Source organism: Mycobacterium sp. UNC410CL29Cvi84 (assembly GCF_000686745.1).
GTDB lineage: Bacteria > Actinomycetota > Actinomycetes > Mycobacteriales > Mycobacteriaceae > Mycobacterium > Mycobacterium mucogenicum_B.
On record NZ_JMLM01000002.1, the window covers coordinates 412371 to 427806 of the forward strand.

Genomic DNA, 15436 nt, shown 5'->3' on the forward strand with positions numbered 1-15436 from the left:
ACCGAGAATATCGTTCATTGTATGAACGATTACACCCGCGATCGACCGACCGCTACCAGCCGGGCGCCGCAGCAGGCCGGGCCGCCGCTGTGGCTTCTGGGCACGATTTCGCTCGGCCTGCTGCTCTGTGGCGTCATCTTGGGTGTCGTGCTGGGCGGCATGCCGCCGCTGCCGTACGGGAATTCAGCGGCAGTGCTCGACTACTTCCGCGCGCATTCATCGTCGGCGCAGGTGTGCGCGGTCTTCGTCTTCGGGTCGTCTGTGCCGCTCCTGATCTACGCGGCCACGGCCAGTGCGCGACTACGGCAGCTCGGCGTCACCGCACCGGGCGCCACCATCGCCCTGGCCGGCGGCGTACTGGCTGCTGGGGGACTGGGATTGTCGAGCTTGCTGCTGTGGACACTGTCGCGGCCGGAGATCCTCTCCGACGGCCCACTGATCAACGCGCTCTACTACCTGGTGTTCCTCTCCGGCGGCGTAGCGCATGTCGTGATGCTCGGACTGCTGACGGCCGGCCTCGCGGTACCGGCGCTGATCCTGCGTCTGGTGCCGCGGACCCTGGCGTGGATCGGCCTCGGGATCGCCGTGGCCGCCGAGCTGACGACGCTGGTTCTCATCTGGCCGCCTGTCGCGCCGCTCCTTCCGGTCGCCAGGTTCTCGGCTCTGATCTGGCTTGTCGCCGTTGGCTTCCTGCTGCCGAAGCGCCGCGCCGCCAGCAACCGGCCAGAGCATGCCGTCCCCGGAGGGCCGGCATGAGACTCAGCGTCAGCGTCACCAACTTCTCGTGGCCGGAGGGACCAACCGCCATTCGCGCAAATCTCGCCGCCGTGGCTGAATTCCTCGACGACACAGCCGTTGACACGCTCTGGGTGGCGGACCATCTGCTGCAGGCCGACCCCGCCAGCCGGCTGGATGAGCCGATGCTGGAGGCGTACACCACGCTCGGGTTCCTGGCCGCCAAAACCTCGGATTTGCGGCTCGGCACCTTGGTCACCGCAACGACGTTCCGCGACCCGGCGCTGTTGATCAAAGCCGTCACCACTTTGGACGTATTGTCCGGCGGACGAGCATGGTTGGGGCTGGGTGCCGGCTACAACACCGACGAAGCGCGAGCGCTCGGGCTGTTCCTGCCGCCGACTGGCGAACGATTCGACCGCATGGGCGAGTTGCTCCAGCTGGCCCGCCGAATGTGGGACGGCGACGAATCTCCTTACGAGGGTCGCTATTACCGCGCTGAACACCCCATCGGCAGGCCACGGCCGACCACGCAGCCACCCGTTCTGATCGGCGGCACCGGTGAACGCCGTACCTTGCGCATGGTTGCCGAATACGCAGATGCCTGCAACCTGTTCGATATCCCGAACGGGGACAGCGTGATTCGTCGTCAGCTCGACGCGCTCGGGCGGCATTGTGACGAGATCGGGCGGCCGCGTCAGGAGATCGAACACACTCTCACTACCGCATTGACTCCCGGTGAGTCCGCCGACCAGCTGGTCGAACGTTGCCGGAAACTGGCGGGTCTCGGCATCCAGCACGTCGTCGTGATCGCTCGCGGCCGGCCGTGGACGCTCTCCGAGCTCGGCGTCGTGGTCAGTGCCGCAAGCCAACTGGCGACAGTAGAGCCCAGCGCTGTCTGCGGGTCTTCACGGACCGGCCTATAAAGCGTCAGCACGTTGTCACACGGAGCTGACCGGTGCGGGCGCGAGCGAGACGGGGAGATAGCTGATTCCGCGCAGCAGCGTGCTGTCGTTCGTGGCCGGCGTACCCGAGAGAGCGAGATTGGGGAACCGCGCGAACAGTGCCTCCAGGCCGATCTGCAGTTCCATGCGCGCCAAGGGAGCACCCAGGCAGACGTGGCTGCCGGTGCCGAAGCTGACGTGATCGCGGGCGTTGGCGCGTGCCGTGTCGAATTGGTCGGGGCGCTCGAACACCGCTGGGTCGCGGTTGGCGCCGGCAAGGAGCTGGAAGACGGCGGTCCCCTTTTGCACCGGGTATCCGCCGACCTCAACGTCCTCAGTCGCCACTCTGACTCCGATCTGGGAGACCGAGTCGTAGCGCAGGATCTCCTCGACGGCGTTGGGCCAGCCCTCCGGATGGGCCTGGAGGCGTGCCAGCTGGTCGGGATGATTGAGCAGTGCTACGACGGCGTTGCCGAATTGATGTGCGGTAGTGAGGAATCCGGCACCGAGGAGTAGGCCCGCAAACGTCCTGACCTCGAAGTCGGAGAGTTCGGTGTCCTGGACAACGGCGGCCAGGATGCTGTCATCGGCGCTTGCGCCGCGCAATCGCTCGATGTGGGCGGCAAGGTAGCCCTCAAGCTCGCGCAGCGCCGCGACGGCGGTCTGGAAGTTCCGCCACGACGGTGCGGTGGTGGTGATCAACTTGGAGGTGGATTCGCCCATTTCGTAGAGGTAGGGCGCCTCCGCGCGGGGAATTCCCAGCATGTCCGCAATGATCTCGATGGGGATTCGGGACGCGTAGGCGACCGCCAAGTCGCATTCGCCGCTGCCGTCGCCGAGTTCGTTCAGCAAGCGGTCGGCGACGTCGTGGATGCGATGCCGAAGCCCGTCGGTGGCTTTCGGCGTGAAGGCCCGCGACACCAGGCGACGCAGGCGCGCATGGTCGGGTTCGTCGACCATCAGGAGTGACGGCGGTTCGACGGGATTGATGACGCGGGGATTGGTCTTCTCGAACAGACGCTGGATGGTGCGGAACGGCGACCGATCGTACGGTTTTGCGGTGCGGAAACGATTGTCGCGCAAAGTTTCTCGAGTGATTTGCAGATCGGCGGTCACCAGCGCGTTGCCGCCGAATGCCGGCGCCATGCGTCCTTGCCGGCGAATCTGCTCGATCAGGTCGTACGCGCGATCATGTTGACCGTCATCAAGGAGGAGTTGCGCGAACGGGTCGCCCCGACGCGCGAGCAGTTTCAGTGTCGCGCGGGGGAGCCCATACCCCATCAGCCAGTGCGCCCGGTTCTTCAGATCGATATTCACGTTGTTCGCCCCCCGCGGATCGACTACCGCCAGGCTAGACGGAATGCCGCGCGCATCTCCCAGGATCGAAATCATCGGTAGTAGCCATCGCTGGCCAGGATCTCGACTCCGCGCCAACCCCAGTAGACGCGATGAGCCTGGATCAATCCGTGCTCGATCTCCATTACCTCGACAAAATCCATCTGCTGGCCGTCCGGTGTCTCGCGGGGATACTCCCAGGTGGCGCGGTGGCCGTCGGTGAAGAATCCGGCGCGGTAGTAGTGCCGCTCGTCCGGGGTACGTGCCACCACCTCGGTCAGGAAAGGTCTGAGCTCCTCATGGCCCCGACACACCCCAGGCCCGCCCAAGATGTGCGCTGCCACCGGGCTTTCCAGGGTGGGGTCCGGTGCGTAGCAAGCCAACAGGGCCTCGACATCGTGGTTCGCCAGCGCTTCTTCCCACGCATGCGTCACTGCTTCGGTTCCTCGGTTATCGACTTCGTCAGAGTTTGCAGAGGTCATGGCTCCAGAATGCGCCGCCGATGCTTCGGCGCCGGTCGAAGTGTGGCGGCACAGCCGCATCCCGTGACGAAAATGGTTGGCCGCAAAAAGAAGCCGCTGCTAGTTTCGTTGGCGGGCCATGCGAGAGGACGAGGAGGTGGTACCCGTGAACGAATCGACGTGGGTGCTCCTCACCAGGGCCACGGTTGGGCGATAGGTCGTCCCGGGAGCGCCGTCTCACGAGCACTCCCGAAAGGCACGACCATGCATTTCATTTCCGAACAGCGTCTCGACGACGGCAGCGTCGAGCGGTCATTCACTCTTGACAACATCCCGGGCATCCTCTGGACGCCCGGCTCTTCACCCGCACCGCTGATCCTGTTGGGGCATCCCGGCGGCCTGCGTCAGATGTATCCGCGACTCGCGAACCGTGCCCGCGGCGCCTTGGCGAACGGGTTCGCCGCGGCGACCATCGAGCTACCCGGCAGTGGTGATCGCCCCCGCTTGGCTGATCTTGAGCGGGCCCGCGCCGATCTGCACCGGGCGCTGGCCGCGGGCCAGCCTGTCAGCGACATCGTCCACCGCCTCGTCATGCCCTTGGTCGACGCCGCGGTCCCGGAATGGCAGGCGACCCTTGACGTACTCCTCTCGTTGCCGGAGGTCGGCGGTCCGGTCGGCTTCTCCGGCGGGGTGATGGCCATCGGTATCCGGTTGGCGGTGGTCGAACCACGCATCGTGGCCGCTGGACTATTCGCCGGTAGTTTCGTCCCTCGCTCCATGTTCGACGAGGCCCGTCAGGTCACGATTCCCGTGCACGTCCTGCTGCAGTGGGACGACGAATCGAACGACCGCCAGATGGCGCTCGAGGTATTCGATGCCTTTGGCTCCCGAGAAAAGACGTTGCACGCCAACATGGGTGGCCACACCGGCGTCCCGAAATTCGCGGGGGAGGACGCGGCCCGCTTCTTCACCCGGCACCTCGCCCCAGGCGCTGAGTGTGCGCGCAGCTGAAGTGGCTCCGTTATGGTCGTGACCGGGCCGGGGCATCAGCTGCAATATGACGCGCACCACAGGAAAGACGTGAGGGGAAACCTATGAACACGAGCACGTACCGCCGCACAACAATCGCCGGCCTGGCCGCCGTCGCACTGACCGTTGCCGGCTGCAGCACTGACACGAGCAGCGATGTCGCGGCGCAGCCGCAGGTCGCGTTGGTTGTGACGTCCGAAGTTCCGGCGCCGCCCACCCAGGTGAAGCTCACAGGGGAGAGGGACGTCGAGGTCACGCTGACCGGCCCGATCGCCGCCAAATACGCGTCGGCCACGGACAAGCAGAAGGCGGCCCTCGGCAAGCCACTGACAGGCGATCACAACGCCGGAACTCGCGACAGCGGCGTCGTCTTCCAGCAGTTCCAGGGCGGCGCGATCGTGGCCAAGAACAGCCAGCCGGGCACGCCCGCCTACATCATCTGGGGCAAAATCCGCGAGGCCTGGAATGTGCAACGCGACGCGGACGGCGTGCCGTCGGTCACCGGCACGAACGGCTCGGCAGGCCCGCTGGGCGTCCTCACAAGCGACGAGAATCCCGTCGGCGATCAGCTCGTCACCACATTCGAGCACGGCAAGATCGCGTACAACACGACGACCGGCCAGGTCGAGGTAACGGTCAACGGCAAGGTCGTGCCGTCCGGGCTTTAGCTTCAGATACACCGCGCTGCGCGCGGGATGATCAAAAGGCCTCCGATGAACGCAACCGACCGCTGATGCGGCGCCTGAACGGCGACCCGGCTGCGCACCTAGCTCAGCACAGAATGTCAGCTGGTGACACGGTTTGCACGAAAGCGCTTGCGGCTGAAGCAAGGTCCTGGTCCGAAGTGGCCAGTGCGTCGGCCTGCAACCGAGTGAGTGCGATGTACTCGGCTCGGTAGGTATCCGGCCAATTCAACTCGGCCGCTATTCGCCATGCGGTGTCCTGCAGGGATCGATCGCCGAGAAGCCGGATTCGTAGCCCGCGGACGCCGTCGAGCACTTTCCGGCCTGCCCGTTCATCGATGTCGCCGCGGCGCACCGACTCGTACACAAGGGCAAGGACCTGCGAGCGCAAGAGTGTTGGAGCCGCCAGACTGTGCTGCGGCGGAATGGCAGCTTCGGACGTGGCGAGCAAGATGGCCACCGGCGCGTCGATGACGAACGTTGTCATCTCAGCACCATCGCACGCCCGAGTTCGCGACGCACCCAGCATCGATAGCTGCCTGTCACTGCCAGGGACAGGCGCGCCGCGGATCCGTCACGCACGATGGAAAACATGACGGACGCACGCGGATCGGGCGGGCAGCAGCTCGCGGACTTTCTTCGTAGTCGGCGGGCAGCCGCCGACACGGCGCTACTGCCGGGGCTGGTCGGTCTGGGGCCGCGCCGGGTGCCCGGGTTGCGCCGCGAAGAACTGGCCGAAGCGGCTGGGGTGTCGTTGACGTACTACACGCGCTTGGAGCAGGGGCTGGCCACCAATCCCTCGACCCAGGTGCTGGACGCGCTGGCAAGGGCCCTCGGGCTCGACGAGGCCGAACGGGCGCACTTACAGCGGCTGGCCGCGGTCGGCGACACCAAGGTGCGAGCGGGGCGAACCCAGCTGCGTCCCGATTGCGTCACCCTGCTGGACGCGATGCCCGACATCGCCGCCGTCGCACTGTCGCCGTTGCAAGACATCATCGCCTGGAATCGACTGGGCCATGCGCTGCTTGCACCGCACCTGTCACCGGCTGCGCCATACAGTGCCGAACCGCCCAACAAAGTGGCGATGATGTTCATCGACGCACACGCGCGCAGCCTCCATCGCGAGTGGGAAGCCGAGGCCACCTTGGCAGTGGCCTCGCTGCGCTATGTCAGCGCCGGCCATGTTGCCGAGGCCGACCTCGCCCGTCTGGTCGGCAACCTGAGTGTGGCCAGTGAGGACTTCGCGCAATTGTGGGCGGCGCAACCCGTGGCGTTGTGTACGCACGGCATCAAGCGCTACCACCACCCGGTGGTGGGGCGGCTGGACCTGCATTTCCAGATCCTGCATCTGCCCGAAGACAACGGTCACCGGCTGCTGTTGCAACACGCCGAACCCGGGTCCAGCGATGAGGCTGCGCTGCGCCTGCTGGCCAGCACCACCATCACCGAGTAGCGCTGCGTAGCGAATATCGCTGCGCGGCAACAGGAAATTCTCAATCCAAGGAGCTCGCCCATGGATAGTTCCACCCTGCCCAAAAACAGTCTCGCCGCGCCGACGCGGCGACTTCATCCCGGCCTGCCTGCGCTGGCGCTCGGCGGGTTCGGCATCGGCCTGACCGAGTTCGTCATCGCCGGACTGCTCACCGACGTGGCCGACGCACTGCACGTCAGTGTGCCCACTGCCGGCGCCCTGATCTGGGGGTATGCCCTGGCGGTCGTGGTCGGCGCGTTCACCGTCACTGCCGCGTTGTCGCGCCGCCCGCCGAAAGCCGCGCTGCTGGTGCTACTGACCCTGTTCGTCATCGGCAACGGATTGACCGCGCTGGCAACGGGTTTCGGCGTCGCAATGCTGGGCCGGATCATCACCGCGCTATGCCACGGCGGATTCTTCGGCATCGGCGCCGTGGTCGCCGGCGATCTGGTGGCGCCCGAACGCAAAGCGTCTGCCATCGCCTTCATGTTCGGCGGGCTCACCCTGTCGAACGTGCTCGGCGTACCGTTCGGCACGTTCGTCGGCCAGCATCTCGGTTGGCGCAGTGCGTTCTGGATCATCAGCGCACTCGGGGTGCTGGCAATCGCCGGCGTCGCCGCGCTGGTACCCCGGTTACCGACGCCAATACCGGCCGGCGGCAGCCACTTCGCCGTCCTGTACCGCCGTCAGGTCATCGTGTCGGTCGTGCTGACCATGATGATGTTCGGCGGCGTGTTCGGGGCGTTCATCTATGTGGAACCGCTGGTGACCCGACTGACCGGCTACAGCGACGGCGCCGTGCCATGGCTGCTGGTCCTCTTCGGAATCGGTTTGTTCATAGGCAATTTCGTCGGTGGCTGGGCCGCCGATCGTGATCTCACCTGGGCCCTGCGCATCTTGTCGCTGCTGCTGCCCGTCGTGCTCATCGCGTACGGGATGCTCGCGTCCTATCGGATACCAGTGGCAGTCCTGCTGGTCGTCATGGGCCTCGTCGGATTCGCTGCGACGCCCGCTCTGCAACTGCGCGTCATGCGTTTCGCCGATGACGCACCGACCATGGCCTCGGCGGCCAACATCGCGGCCTTCAACCTCGGCAACGCCATCGCATCGGCGATCGGCGCCGCGACCATCGCCCTGGGCCTCGGCTGGCGTTCCCCGGTGTGGGTGGGCGCGGCGATGGCGCTTGTCGGCACGTTGCTGGTGTTCACCAACAGCCACGAGGAGGCACAGTGACCGAGTCACCCGCTCTGCATCCTCAGGCGCGGGCCCACCTCGCCGCGGCGGCGACCGCGCCCGGTATCGCCACGCTGTCGGTGCCCGACGCGCGCCTGGCGGCACTGGGCTACCTGGACCTGCAACGGCCGGCACCGGCAATGGCGCAGGTGCAGCACCGTTTCATCCCCGGCCCGACCGCCGACCTTCCCGTTCGGATCTACCGGCCGACGCAGGATCGCGGGCCGCATCCGGTGATCGTCGTGCTGCACGGCAGTGGCTGGGTGATCGGGAACCTCGACCTCGTGGACGAACCAGCCCGGGTCCTGGCCCGCGACACCGGATACGTCGTGCTCGCCGTCAACTATCAGAAGGCACCCGAACGTCGCTTTCCGGTTCCGCTGCAGGACTGCGTGGCCACCGTGCGCTGGGTGCATACCCACGCCAGTGAGCTGGGTGTCGATCCGAGCCGGCTGGCCGTGGTCGGTGACAGCGCCGGGGGCAATCTAGCCGCCGCGACCACCGCCGAGTTGGCCGGCACCGACGTCATGGTTGCAGCCCAGGCTCTGCTCTATCCGGCGCTGGATCGGCGCATGGCCACACCGTCGTATGCCGCGTTCGCCCGTGGTTTCGGTCTCGACGCCGCCGACATGGCCTGGTTCTGGAACCACTATGTCGACGTGGACGCAAGCGAGGACCCGCGGGTTTCACCGTTACGCGCCAACAGCTTCGCTCATCTACCGTCCACGTTCGTGGCGACCGCCGGCCATGATGTGCTGCGCGACGAGGCAGAGACGTATGCCGGGTTACTCAGCGACGCCGGCGTGGACGTCGTCGTCCGGCGCTACCCTGGGATGATTCACGGCTTTTGGTGGATGGACGGTGTTCTCGACGATTCACGCACACTGCAAAGAGATCTCGCCGAATTCTTGGTCGACCGCCTGAGCCGCTGACCACGCCGGCTTACGTCAGGATCGCCCGCGCCGCACGCTCGGCGATCAGCATGACCGGCGCGTTGGTGTTCCCGGACGTGATGTTGGGCATCGCCGAGGCATCGACGACGCGAAGGCCGGCGACGCGGTACACGCGACAGTCGGTGTCGAGCACGGTGCCGGCCGCCCGCGGAACTCCTTGCGCGTCAAAGGCTCCCATCGCGCAGGTGCCCACCGGGTGGAAGATGGTCGTGCCCAGTTCCCGGGCTGCCTGCTGGAGATCGTCATCACTGACCACCTGTGGGCCGGGAAGGAGCTCCTCAGGCCGGTAGCGCGACAGGGCCGGAGCGGCCATGATCTCCCGCGTCATCCGGAGACCTTTGACCGCGGCGTCATGATCGGCCTCTGTCGACAGGTAGTTGCAGGAGATCTTGGGGTAGGTCAGCGGGTCCGCACTGGCAATGCGCACATGCCCCCGCGAGCTCGGCCGCAGATTGCAGACCGAGGGGGTGATCGCACCGAACGAGTGCAGCGGGTCGCCGAACTTGGGCAGCGACAACGGCTGCACATGCCACTCCAGATCGGGACTGGCCAGTGCGGGATCACTTTTCGCGAAAGCCCCCAACGTCGAAGGCGGCATGGTCATCGGCCCGGAGCGCAGCATCGCGTACTGAACTCCCATGCCACCGCGGGTGATCCAATTGCGGTACAGCGTGTTGACCGTGCGGGCGCCTTGAACGCGGTACACCGTTCGCAGCTGTAGGTGGTCCTGCAGGTTCTCACCGACGCCCGGCAGGTCGACGGCCACCGGCACGTCATGCTCGGCGAGCAATCCTGCAGGACCCAGACCCGAGGCCTGCATGAGATGCGGTGACCCGATCGCGCCGGCACTCAGGATCACCTCACGGCGGGCGTGGACGTCAACGATTCGGCCGTCTTTGCGCAGCCGCACACCGGTGGCACGGTGTCGAGCGGTGGTCCAAGCTCCGGACCGCTGGTCCGCCCGGACCTCGTCGTCCATCAGCAGCCGCAGCGCTTGGGCGTTGGTGTAGACGGTGAGGTTGGGCCGGTGGGCTATGGGATGCAGGAAAGCGTCAGCCATCGACCAGCGACGGCCGCGCCGTTGGTTGACATGGAAGTACGCGCTGCCGGCGTTGTCGCCACGGTTGAACTCGTCGATCGGGGCGATGCCCACCTGAGCAGCCGCGGCCTGCCAGGCGTCGAGGATCTTCCAGCGCACACGTGGTGGCTCGACGCGGATCTCGCCACCGACGCCGTGCCAGTCGTCGGCTCCGCCGAAGTAGTCCTCCAGCTGCTTGTAGATCGCGAGCGTCTCGCCGGTGCTGTCCGGGCCACCCCATCGCCATCGCTCGTCGCCGGTCGCTTGCGCCCAGAGGTCGTAATCGCTTGCCTGCCCGCGCATGTGGATCATGGCGTTGATCGACGAGCATCCGCCGATGACACGGCCGCGCGCGTAGTGGATGCTCCGGCCGGCCAGACCCGGGTCGGCCTCGGTGGTGAAGCACCAGTCGGTGCGAGGGTTGGCAATGGTGTACAGGTAGCCCACCGGCACCTTGATCCAGAACCAGTTGTCCTTGCCGCCGGCCTCGATCAGCAGCACGCGGTGATCGGGGTTGGCGCTCAGCCGATTGGCGAGCAGACAGCCGGCACTGCCTGCTCCCACGATGACGAAGTCGAATTCGGCAACGGGGCTCATTCCGGGTTCGGTCCTCCAGGGCGTCGGATTGGTGTCCCAGTGTGCGTGATCACGGGCCGGTCCGTACACATCCCCGCAGCTGAACGCACGGTGGTGTCGCGGCGGTCGTCCACCATCACGGCCGCATGTACCGGTTTATCGAATTTTGGCTACCTCGACTAGCGGAGAATTCCCAGTTTGCACCCCTGGCAACCTGGCCTAACATGTGATGCAATCAGTCTTCAGCAAATTTGTCTCACGGCAGCGAGCAACGGCTGCGACGGGTTTGACTGCGGACACCCAGGTAACCCGTTGGGGGGAGATGCACCGTGCGTTGGCTCCAACAGTGGTGGCGTCAGTCCGATCACTACGACTGGCTCATGGGGTACGTCAAGTTCCGCGGACTGTCGGGCCTGGTCCGCACGATGATCGCCGGCGTCGCCATCATGACCAGCCTGGTCCCGATGGCACTGATGACGGTTCCCGAGGGCCCGGTCGGCGTCGTCCCGCGGTTGGTCACCCGCGCGGCCGTCATCGGGTTGCTGCTCGCCGGCCTCATCTGGGTGGTCGGACTGCCCAGCCGCCGACGGTCCACGGTCTTCGCCACCATGGTCACGATGTGTATCGCCGCCGTTGCGCTGTCGTGTAGCGACCCGGCAGTCGGCGTCCTGGTCTGCACGACGTTCGGCGTACCCGCGGCGTATGTCGCGTTCACCCACCGGGCGATTCAGGCGGCCTACAACTTCCAGGTGGCGATGATCGTGGCGACGGTGATCGCCCTACGACTGACCGCGTCAGGGCACCCTGTGCTTGCCGGGTGCGCGATGTGGTTGGTTTTCATCCTCACCGTCACGGTGCCGGCCAGCATTCAGATCGTCGTCCACGCGCTGGGCACCGATCTCATCCGAGCGGACTGCGACCCGCTGACGTTCCTGCTGAATCGGCGCGGGTTCGGGATCAAAGCCCAGGAACTGATCCACCGGGACCGGGGTACGGCCGCGCATCTCATCGTGACGGTGATCGATCTCGACGGCTTCAAACTCCTCAACGACAGCCGGGGCCACCTGTTCGGTGACCGTGCGCTGATCGCCGTGGCCGACATACTGCGGAAGCAGGCCTCGCACGATGCCGTGATCGGGCGCAGCGGCGGCGACGAATTCCTGATCGCCGACACCACGCACCGACCCCAACAGTCGTCGGCCGCCGAGCGCCTGCGTACGGCCATTGCCGCGACGCCGTACGCCATCACCGCCAGCGTCGGTGTGGCGACGGTTGCACTGGCCGATGTCGATGACGCCGCCGCCCCCACGATCATCGATGACCTGGTGATGGCGGCAGACCTGGAGATGTACGCGGCGAAACGCTTGGGCGGCAATGCTTCCAGACACGCGGGCGGAGCACATGGGCAATCGGCTGTAACGCTCGCGGAGTAGCGCGACGGGGCGTCAACGTTGGGCGACTCCGTGGGTGTCGACGGGGTTCACTCGCGAAACCACCAGTGGGTCTGCGGGAGTGAAGGGGAACGTCGGCAGATCCTCGATGTGCGTGTTGAACGCGGCGGCCAGGACTTCCCGTGAATAGGCGGTGGCAGAGGCTTTGAAACCGATGTCGGCCGGGAACGGCTGGTCGAAGAAGATCAGGAAATGCCAGTCGTCGGCGCCGATGTTCTCGATGTGATGCGGGTAGGCGCGGGGGATGAAGTACATATCTCCGGTGGTCATGTTCCACGTGTCGAGGGTGCCGTCCGGATTCATGATGGTCATGCGCGCGTCGCCGTGATGCACGTAGCCCATCTCAGCGGTGACGGGATGCCAATGTGGTTCGCGCATACCGCTTTCGGTGACGCGCAGCGAGTACATCGAGATGTCTTTCAATGCGGGCCAGAACTGGTCGCGAGCGAACCGTGCGTTGCCGCTGGCGTAGTTGAGGCCCGGCGCTTGGGCTTCGATGTCGAACTTGTGCGGATCGTTGAAGTGGGCTGCGGCGGGGATGCTCGGGTCGCCGGTGCGGGCTGCCAGTTTATGGTCGACGGTGCTACGACGGATCTTGCTGATGTCGGACGACGGTAGGTCATAGGTGTTGCCCAACACGGCGTCGGTGAACGCGCCGAAGGTGGCGCCCAGGCCGAAGTCCTCAGGACGTTCGCTGCGGAAGGCGATGATGAACTCGGCGACGTCGGTACCGATGTTCTCGATGTGGTGCAGCGCACCGGAATCGATGTGGAACATCTGCCCTGCGGTGACGATGAAGTTCGAGAACACGCTGTGGTTGTCCAAGACGGACACCAGCGCGGTTCCCGAGACACAGTAGGTGAGTTCGTTGGCGTTAGCGTGCCAGTGGGGCGTACGCATGGCACCCGGGTTGAGCAGCAGCCGCTTGATCGACAGATTCTTCAGAATCGGCATGGCATCAGCGGTGACCCGACGCATCGAGCCGTATTCGGATTCCTCGACGATCTCGCCGCCCAGGAGCGAGACGGTGTGGCTGCTGCGGGCGATGGACGTTGTCATACGGAGCCTCCTCGTTGATCAAAGCCGACACAGGTCAGTGTTGTCGGACGGGACGGTGCCGTCATGGACGACGGCGGTAATCCGAGGTGGCGGCGAGCGCTACTCCGTCCATTCCTGCTGGCGGTAATCGCCCATATCAGCCGGATTGAGCAGAACCCTTGGTGACCGCCCACCGACTTGCTAACTTCCGGCGGTGCGCTACATACGAGGAGCCCTCCTGCCGGTGTTGCTGCTCGTCGCCCTGGCACTGGCGGCGTGCGGGTCGCCGGCGGGCAAGAACGGCGAGAATCCGGTCAAGGCGGCGGGCGTGCTGCGCGTCGGTACCGAAGGTGTCTATTCACCGTTCAGCTATCACGACCCCGCCACGAACGAACTGGTCGGATATGACGTCGATGTCGCCAAGGCGGTCGCCGGCAAGCTCGGTGTGCGTGTCGAGTTCGTCGAGACGCCATGGGACTCGATCTTCGCCGCGCTGGAGGCCAACCGATTCGACGTCGTCGCCAACGAGGTGACGATCAACGCCGAGCGCAAGGCCAAATACGATCTCTCCGAGCCGTATTCCGTGGGGGAAGGCGTCATCGTGACGCGGGCGGACGACAAGTCCGTCAAGTCGCTCGACGACATCAGGGGCAAAGTCGCGGGTGAAACGGCGACCAGCAACTGGGCACAGGTCGCACGAGACCACGGCGCCAAGGTGGAGGTCGTCGAAGGCTTCACGCAAGCCATCAAGCTGCTCAACCAGGGCCGCATCGATGTCGTGGTCAACGACAGCATTGCGGTGTACGCCTACCTCGCCGAGACGGGGGACAAGTCGGTCAAGATCGCCGCCAACACGGGGGAGAAGAGCGAGCAGGGCTTCGCAGCCCGGAAGAACAGTGGGCTGTTACCCGATCTGAACAAAGCCCTCGACGAACTTCGGGCCGACGGGACCCTCGCTGCCATCTCGCAGAAGTACCTCAAGGCCAACGCATCTGGTGGACCCGACACCGACCGCGCACAGCACGCACCGCGGTCGACATGGGCGCTGATCGGCGACAGCCTTGCGCCGTTGGCGAAGGCCGCGATCACGAAGACCATCCCGCTGACCGTGATCAGCTTCGTGGTCGGTCTGGTACTCGCGCTGGCCGTAGCGCTGGCTCGGCTGTCGTCGAACGTCGTTCTCGCCAACGTGGCGCGGTTCTACATCTCGATCATCCGCGGCACTCCACTGCTGGTGCAGCTGTTCATCGTGTTCTACGCGCTGCCCGAACTGGGAGTGAAGATCGATCCGTTCCCCGCGGCCGTCATCGCGTTCTCGCTCAACGTGGGCGGTTATGCGGCGGAGATCATCCGCTCGGCCATCCAGAGCATTCCCAAAGGTCAGTGGGAGGCGGCCGAGACCATCGGCTTCAATTATGTTGGTGCACTTCGGCGCATCATCCTGCCGCAGGCGGCCCGGGTGGCGGTGCCGCCGCTGTCGAACACGTTGATCTCGTTGGTGAAAGACACGTCGCTCGCCTCGACGATTCTCGTGACGGAACTGCTCAGGCAAGCACAGATCATCGCGGCACCGACGTTCGAGTTCTTCGCGTTGTACGGCACCGCCGCGGTGTACTACTGGGTTATCTGCCTGGCGCTCTCGTTCGGCCAGGGCCGAATTGAACGCCGGCTGGAAAGGTATGTGGCGCGATGACAGAGAACCGCGTGGTGGCCGAGGGTGTTCACAAAGCCTTCGGCGACAACAAAGTGCTCAAGGGTGTTTCGTTCACCGTCGAGCAGGGCACGGCGACGGCCATCATCGGGCCGTCCGGGTCCGGCAAGACGACGCTGCTGCGCACCCTCAACGCCCTCGACCGGGCCGACGCGGGTGTTATCCGGGTGGATGATATCGAAATCGATTTCTCCACGCCCACACCGAAACCCGAGGTGCGCCGGTTCCAGTCGCGCAGCGGGTTCGTGTTCCAGGGCCACAATCTGTTCCCGCACAAGACGGTCCTGCAGAACGTGACCGAGGGGCCGGTCATCGTGCAGAAGCGTCCGAAGGACGAGGCCGAGGCCGAAGCCCTTGCGCTGCTGGACCAGGTGGGGCTCGCCGCCAAGAAGGACCAGTACCCGTATCAACTGTCCGGTGGGCAACAGCAGCGCGTCGGCATCGCCCGCGCGCTGGCATTGAAGCCGAAACTGGTGCTGTTCGACGAGCCGACGTCGGCGCTCGATCCCGAACTCGTCGGCGAGGTGCTGTCTGTCATCAAGGATCTCGCGGTCGAGGGATGGACCATGGTGATCGTCACCCACGAAATCCAGTTCGCCAGGCAGGTTTCCAATCAGGTGCTGTTCACCGACCAGGGCATCATCCTGGAGCGGGGGACACCCGACGAGGTGATCGGCAACCCGAAGGAAGAGCGCACACGACAGTTCCTGGACCGCATCCTCAATCCGCTCTAGCGCG

The 15436-nt window shown here is 65.5% G+C and carries 15 protein-coding genes; 10 read left to right on the top strand and 5 right to left on the bottom strand.

Annotation, left to right across the window (positions count from 1 at the left end; genetic code table 11):
• Nucleotides 1-21 precede the first annotated feature (21 nt).
• Nucleotides 22-756 carry a hypothetical protein gene (locus tag BR47_RS29795; RefSeq protein WP_029118862.1) on the top strand — a complete coding sequence of 245 codons (735 nt, stop codon included), beginning with the start codon at nucleotides 22-24 and terminating at the stop codon, nucleotides 754-756.
• Nucleotides 753-1661 carry a TIGR03560 family F420-dependent LLM class oxidoreductase gene (locus BR47_RS0105655; RefSeq protein ID WP_029118863.1) on the top strand — a complete coding sequence of 303 codons (909 nt, stop codon included), beginning with the start codon at nucleotides 753-755 and terminating at the stop codon, nucleotides 1659-1661. Before BR47_RS29795 ends, BR47_RS0105655 begins: the two co-directional genes overlap by 4 nt.
• Before the next feature lie 15 nt (nucleotides 1662-1676).
• Here the strand turns inward: BR47_RS0105655 and BR47_RS0105660 are convergent, their stop codons facing one another.
• Both BR47_RS0105660 and BR47_RS0105665 read right to left on the bottom strand, forming a co-directional pair.
• Complete coding sequence (locus BR47_RS0105660; RefSeq protein WP_231506662.1) at nucleotides 1677-3071, bottom strand: cytochrome P450; 1395 nt, start codon at nucleotides 3069-3071, stop codon at nucleotides 1677-1679.
• Nucleotides 3068-3448: a nuclear transport factor 2 family protein gene (locus BR47_RS0105665; RefSeq protein WP_081831203.1), complete on the bottom strand. Its 381-nt coding sequence runs from the start codon at nucleotides 3446-3448 to the stop codon at nucleotides 3068-3070. Before BR47_RS0105665 ends, BR47_RS0105660 begins: the two co-directional genes overlap by 4 nt.
• 291 nt (nucleotides 3449-3739) lie before the next feature.
• Here BR47_RS0105665 and BR47_RS0105670 point away from each other — a divergent pair, with 291 nt between their 5' ends.
• On the top strand, nucleotides 3740-4486 hold the full coding sequence (locus tag BR47_RS0105670) for an alpha/beta hydrolase (protein WP_029118866.1): 747 nt from the start codon (nucleotides 3740-3742) through the stop codon (nucleotides 4484-4486).
• 83 nt (nucleotides 4487-4569) lie between these two features.
• The gene (locus tag BR47_RS0105675; protein WP_020100338.1) at nucleotides 4570-5172 is read left to right on the top strand and encodes an LGFP repeat-containing protein; all 603 of its coding nucleotides are present in this window, start codon (nucleotides 4570-4572) and stop codon (nucleotides 5170-5172) included.
• Between the two features lie 103 nt (nucleotides 5173-5275).
• On the opposite strand, the gene BR47_RS0105680 is transcribed toward BR47_RS0105675, so the two are convergent.
• Nucleotides 5276-5674 carry a type II toxin-antitoxin system VapC family toxin gene (locus BR47_RS0105680; RefSeq protein WP_020100339.1) on the bottom strand — a complete coding sequence of 133 codons (399 nt, stop codon included), beginning with the start codon at nucleotides 5672-5674 and terminating at the stop codon, nucleotides 5276-5278.
• 105 nt (nucleotides 5675-5779) lie between these two features.
• Between BR47_RS0105680 and BR47_RS0105685 the strand changes: the two genes are divergently transcribed.
• Genes BR47_RS0105685 through BR47_RS29800 form a run of 3 tightly spaced genes read left to right on the top strand, consistent with a single transcriptional unit; the run spans nucleotide 5780 to nucleotide 8823 of the window.
• Nucleotides 5780-6640 (top strand): helix-turn-helix transcriptional regulator, encoded by an 861-nt coding sequence (locus tag BR47_RS0105685; RefSeq protein ID WP_036420368.1) that lies wholly within the window; start codon nucleotides 5780-5782, stop codon nucleotides 6638-6640.
• A gap of 60 nt (nucleotides 6641-6700) precedes the next feature.
• Complete coding sequence (locus BR47_RS0105690) at nucleotides 6701-7891, top strand: MFS transporter (protein WP_029118867.1); 1191 nt, start codon at nucleotides 6701-6703, stop codon at nucleotides 7889-7891.
• The gene (locus BR47_RS29800) at nucleotides 7888-8823 is read left to right on the top strand and encodes an alpha/beta hydrolase (RefSeq protein ID WP_051634623.1); all 936 of its coding nucleotides are present in this window, start codon (nucleotides 7888-7890) and stop codon (nucleotides 8821-8823) included. The genes BR47_RS0105690 and BR47_RS29800 overlap by 4 nt, the downstream gene beginning before the upstream one ends.
• A 10-nt stretch (nucleotides 8824-8833) precedes the next feature.
• On the opposite strand, the gene BR47_RS0105700 is transcribed toward BR47_RS29800, so the two are convergent.
• Nucleotides 8834-10519: a GMC family oxidoreductase gene (locus BR47_RS0105700; protein WP_029118868.1), complete on the bottom strand. Its 1686-nt coding sequence runs from the start codon at nucleotides 10517-10519 to the stop codon at nucleotides 8834-8836.
• Between the two features lie 308 nt (nucleotides 10520-10827).
• Between BR47_RS0105700 and BR47_RS0105705 the strand changes: the two genes are divergently transcribed.
• Nucleotides 10828-11931, top strand: a complete 1104-nt coding sequence (locus BR47_RS0105705) for a GGDEF domain-containing protein (RefSeq protein WP_029104958.1) — start codon at nucleotides 10828-10830, stop codon at nucleotides 11929-11931.
• Between the two features lie 12 nt (nucleotides 11932-11943).
• Here the strand turns inward: BR47_RS0105705 and BR47_RS0105710 are convergent, their stop codons facing one another.
• Nucleotides 11944-13008 carry a cupin domain-containing protein gene (locus BR47_RS0105710; protein WP_029118869.1) on the bottom strand — a complete coding sequence of 355 codons (1065 nt, stop codon included), beginning with the start codon at nucleotides 13006-13008 and terminating at the stop codon, nucleotides 11944-11946.
• A 193-nt stretch (nucleotides 13009-13201) separates the two neighbouring features.
• Between BR47_RS0105710 and BR47_RS32440 the strand changes: the two genes are divergently transcribed.
• Complete coding sequence (locus BR47_RS32440; RefSeq protein ID WP_081633347.1) at nucleotides 13202-14680, top strand: ABC transporter permease subunit; 1479 nt, start codon at nucleotides 13202-13204, stop codon at nucleotides 14678-14680.
• Complete coding sequence (locus BR47_RS0105725; protein WP_020100347.1) at nucleotides 14677-15432, top strand: amino acid ABC transporter ATP-binding protein; 756 nt, start codon at nucleotides 14677-14679, stop codon at nucleotides 15430-15432. The genes BR47_RS32440 and BR47_RS0105725 overlap by 4 nt, the downstream gene beginning before the upstream one ends.
• Nucleotides 15433-15436: the final 4 nt, after the last annotated feature.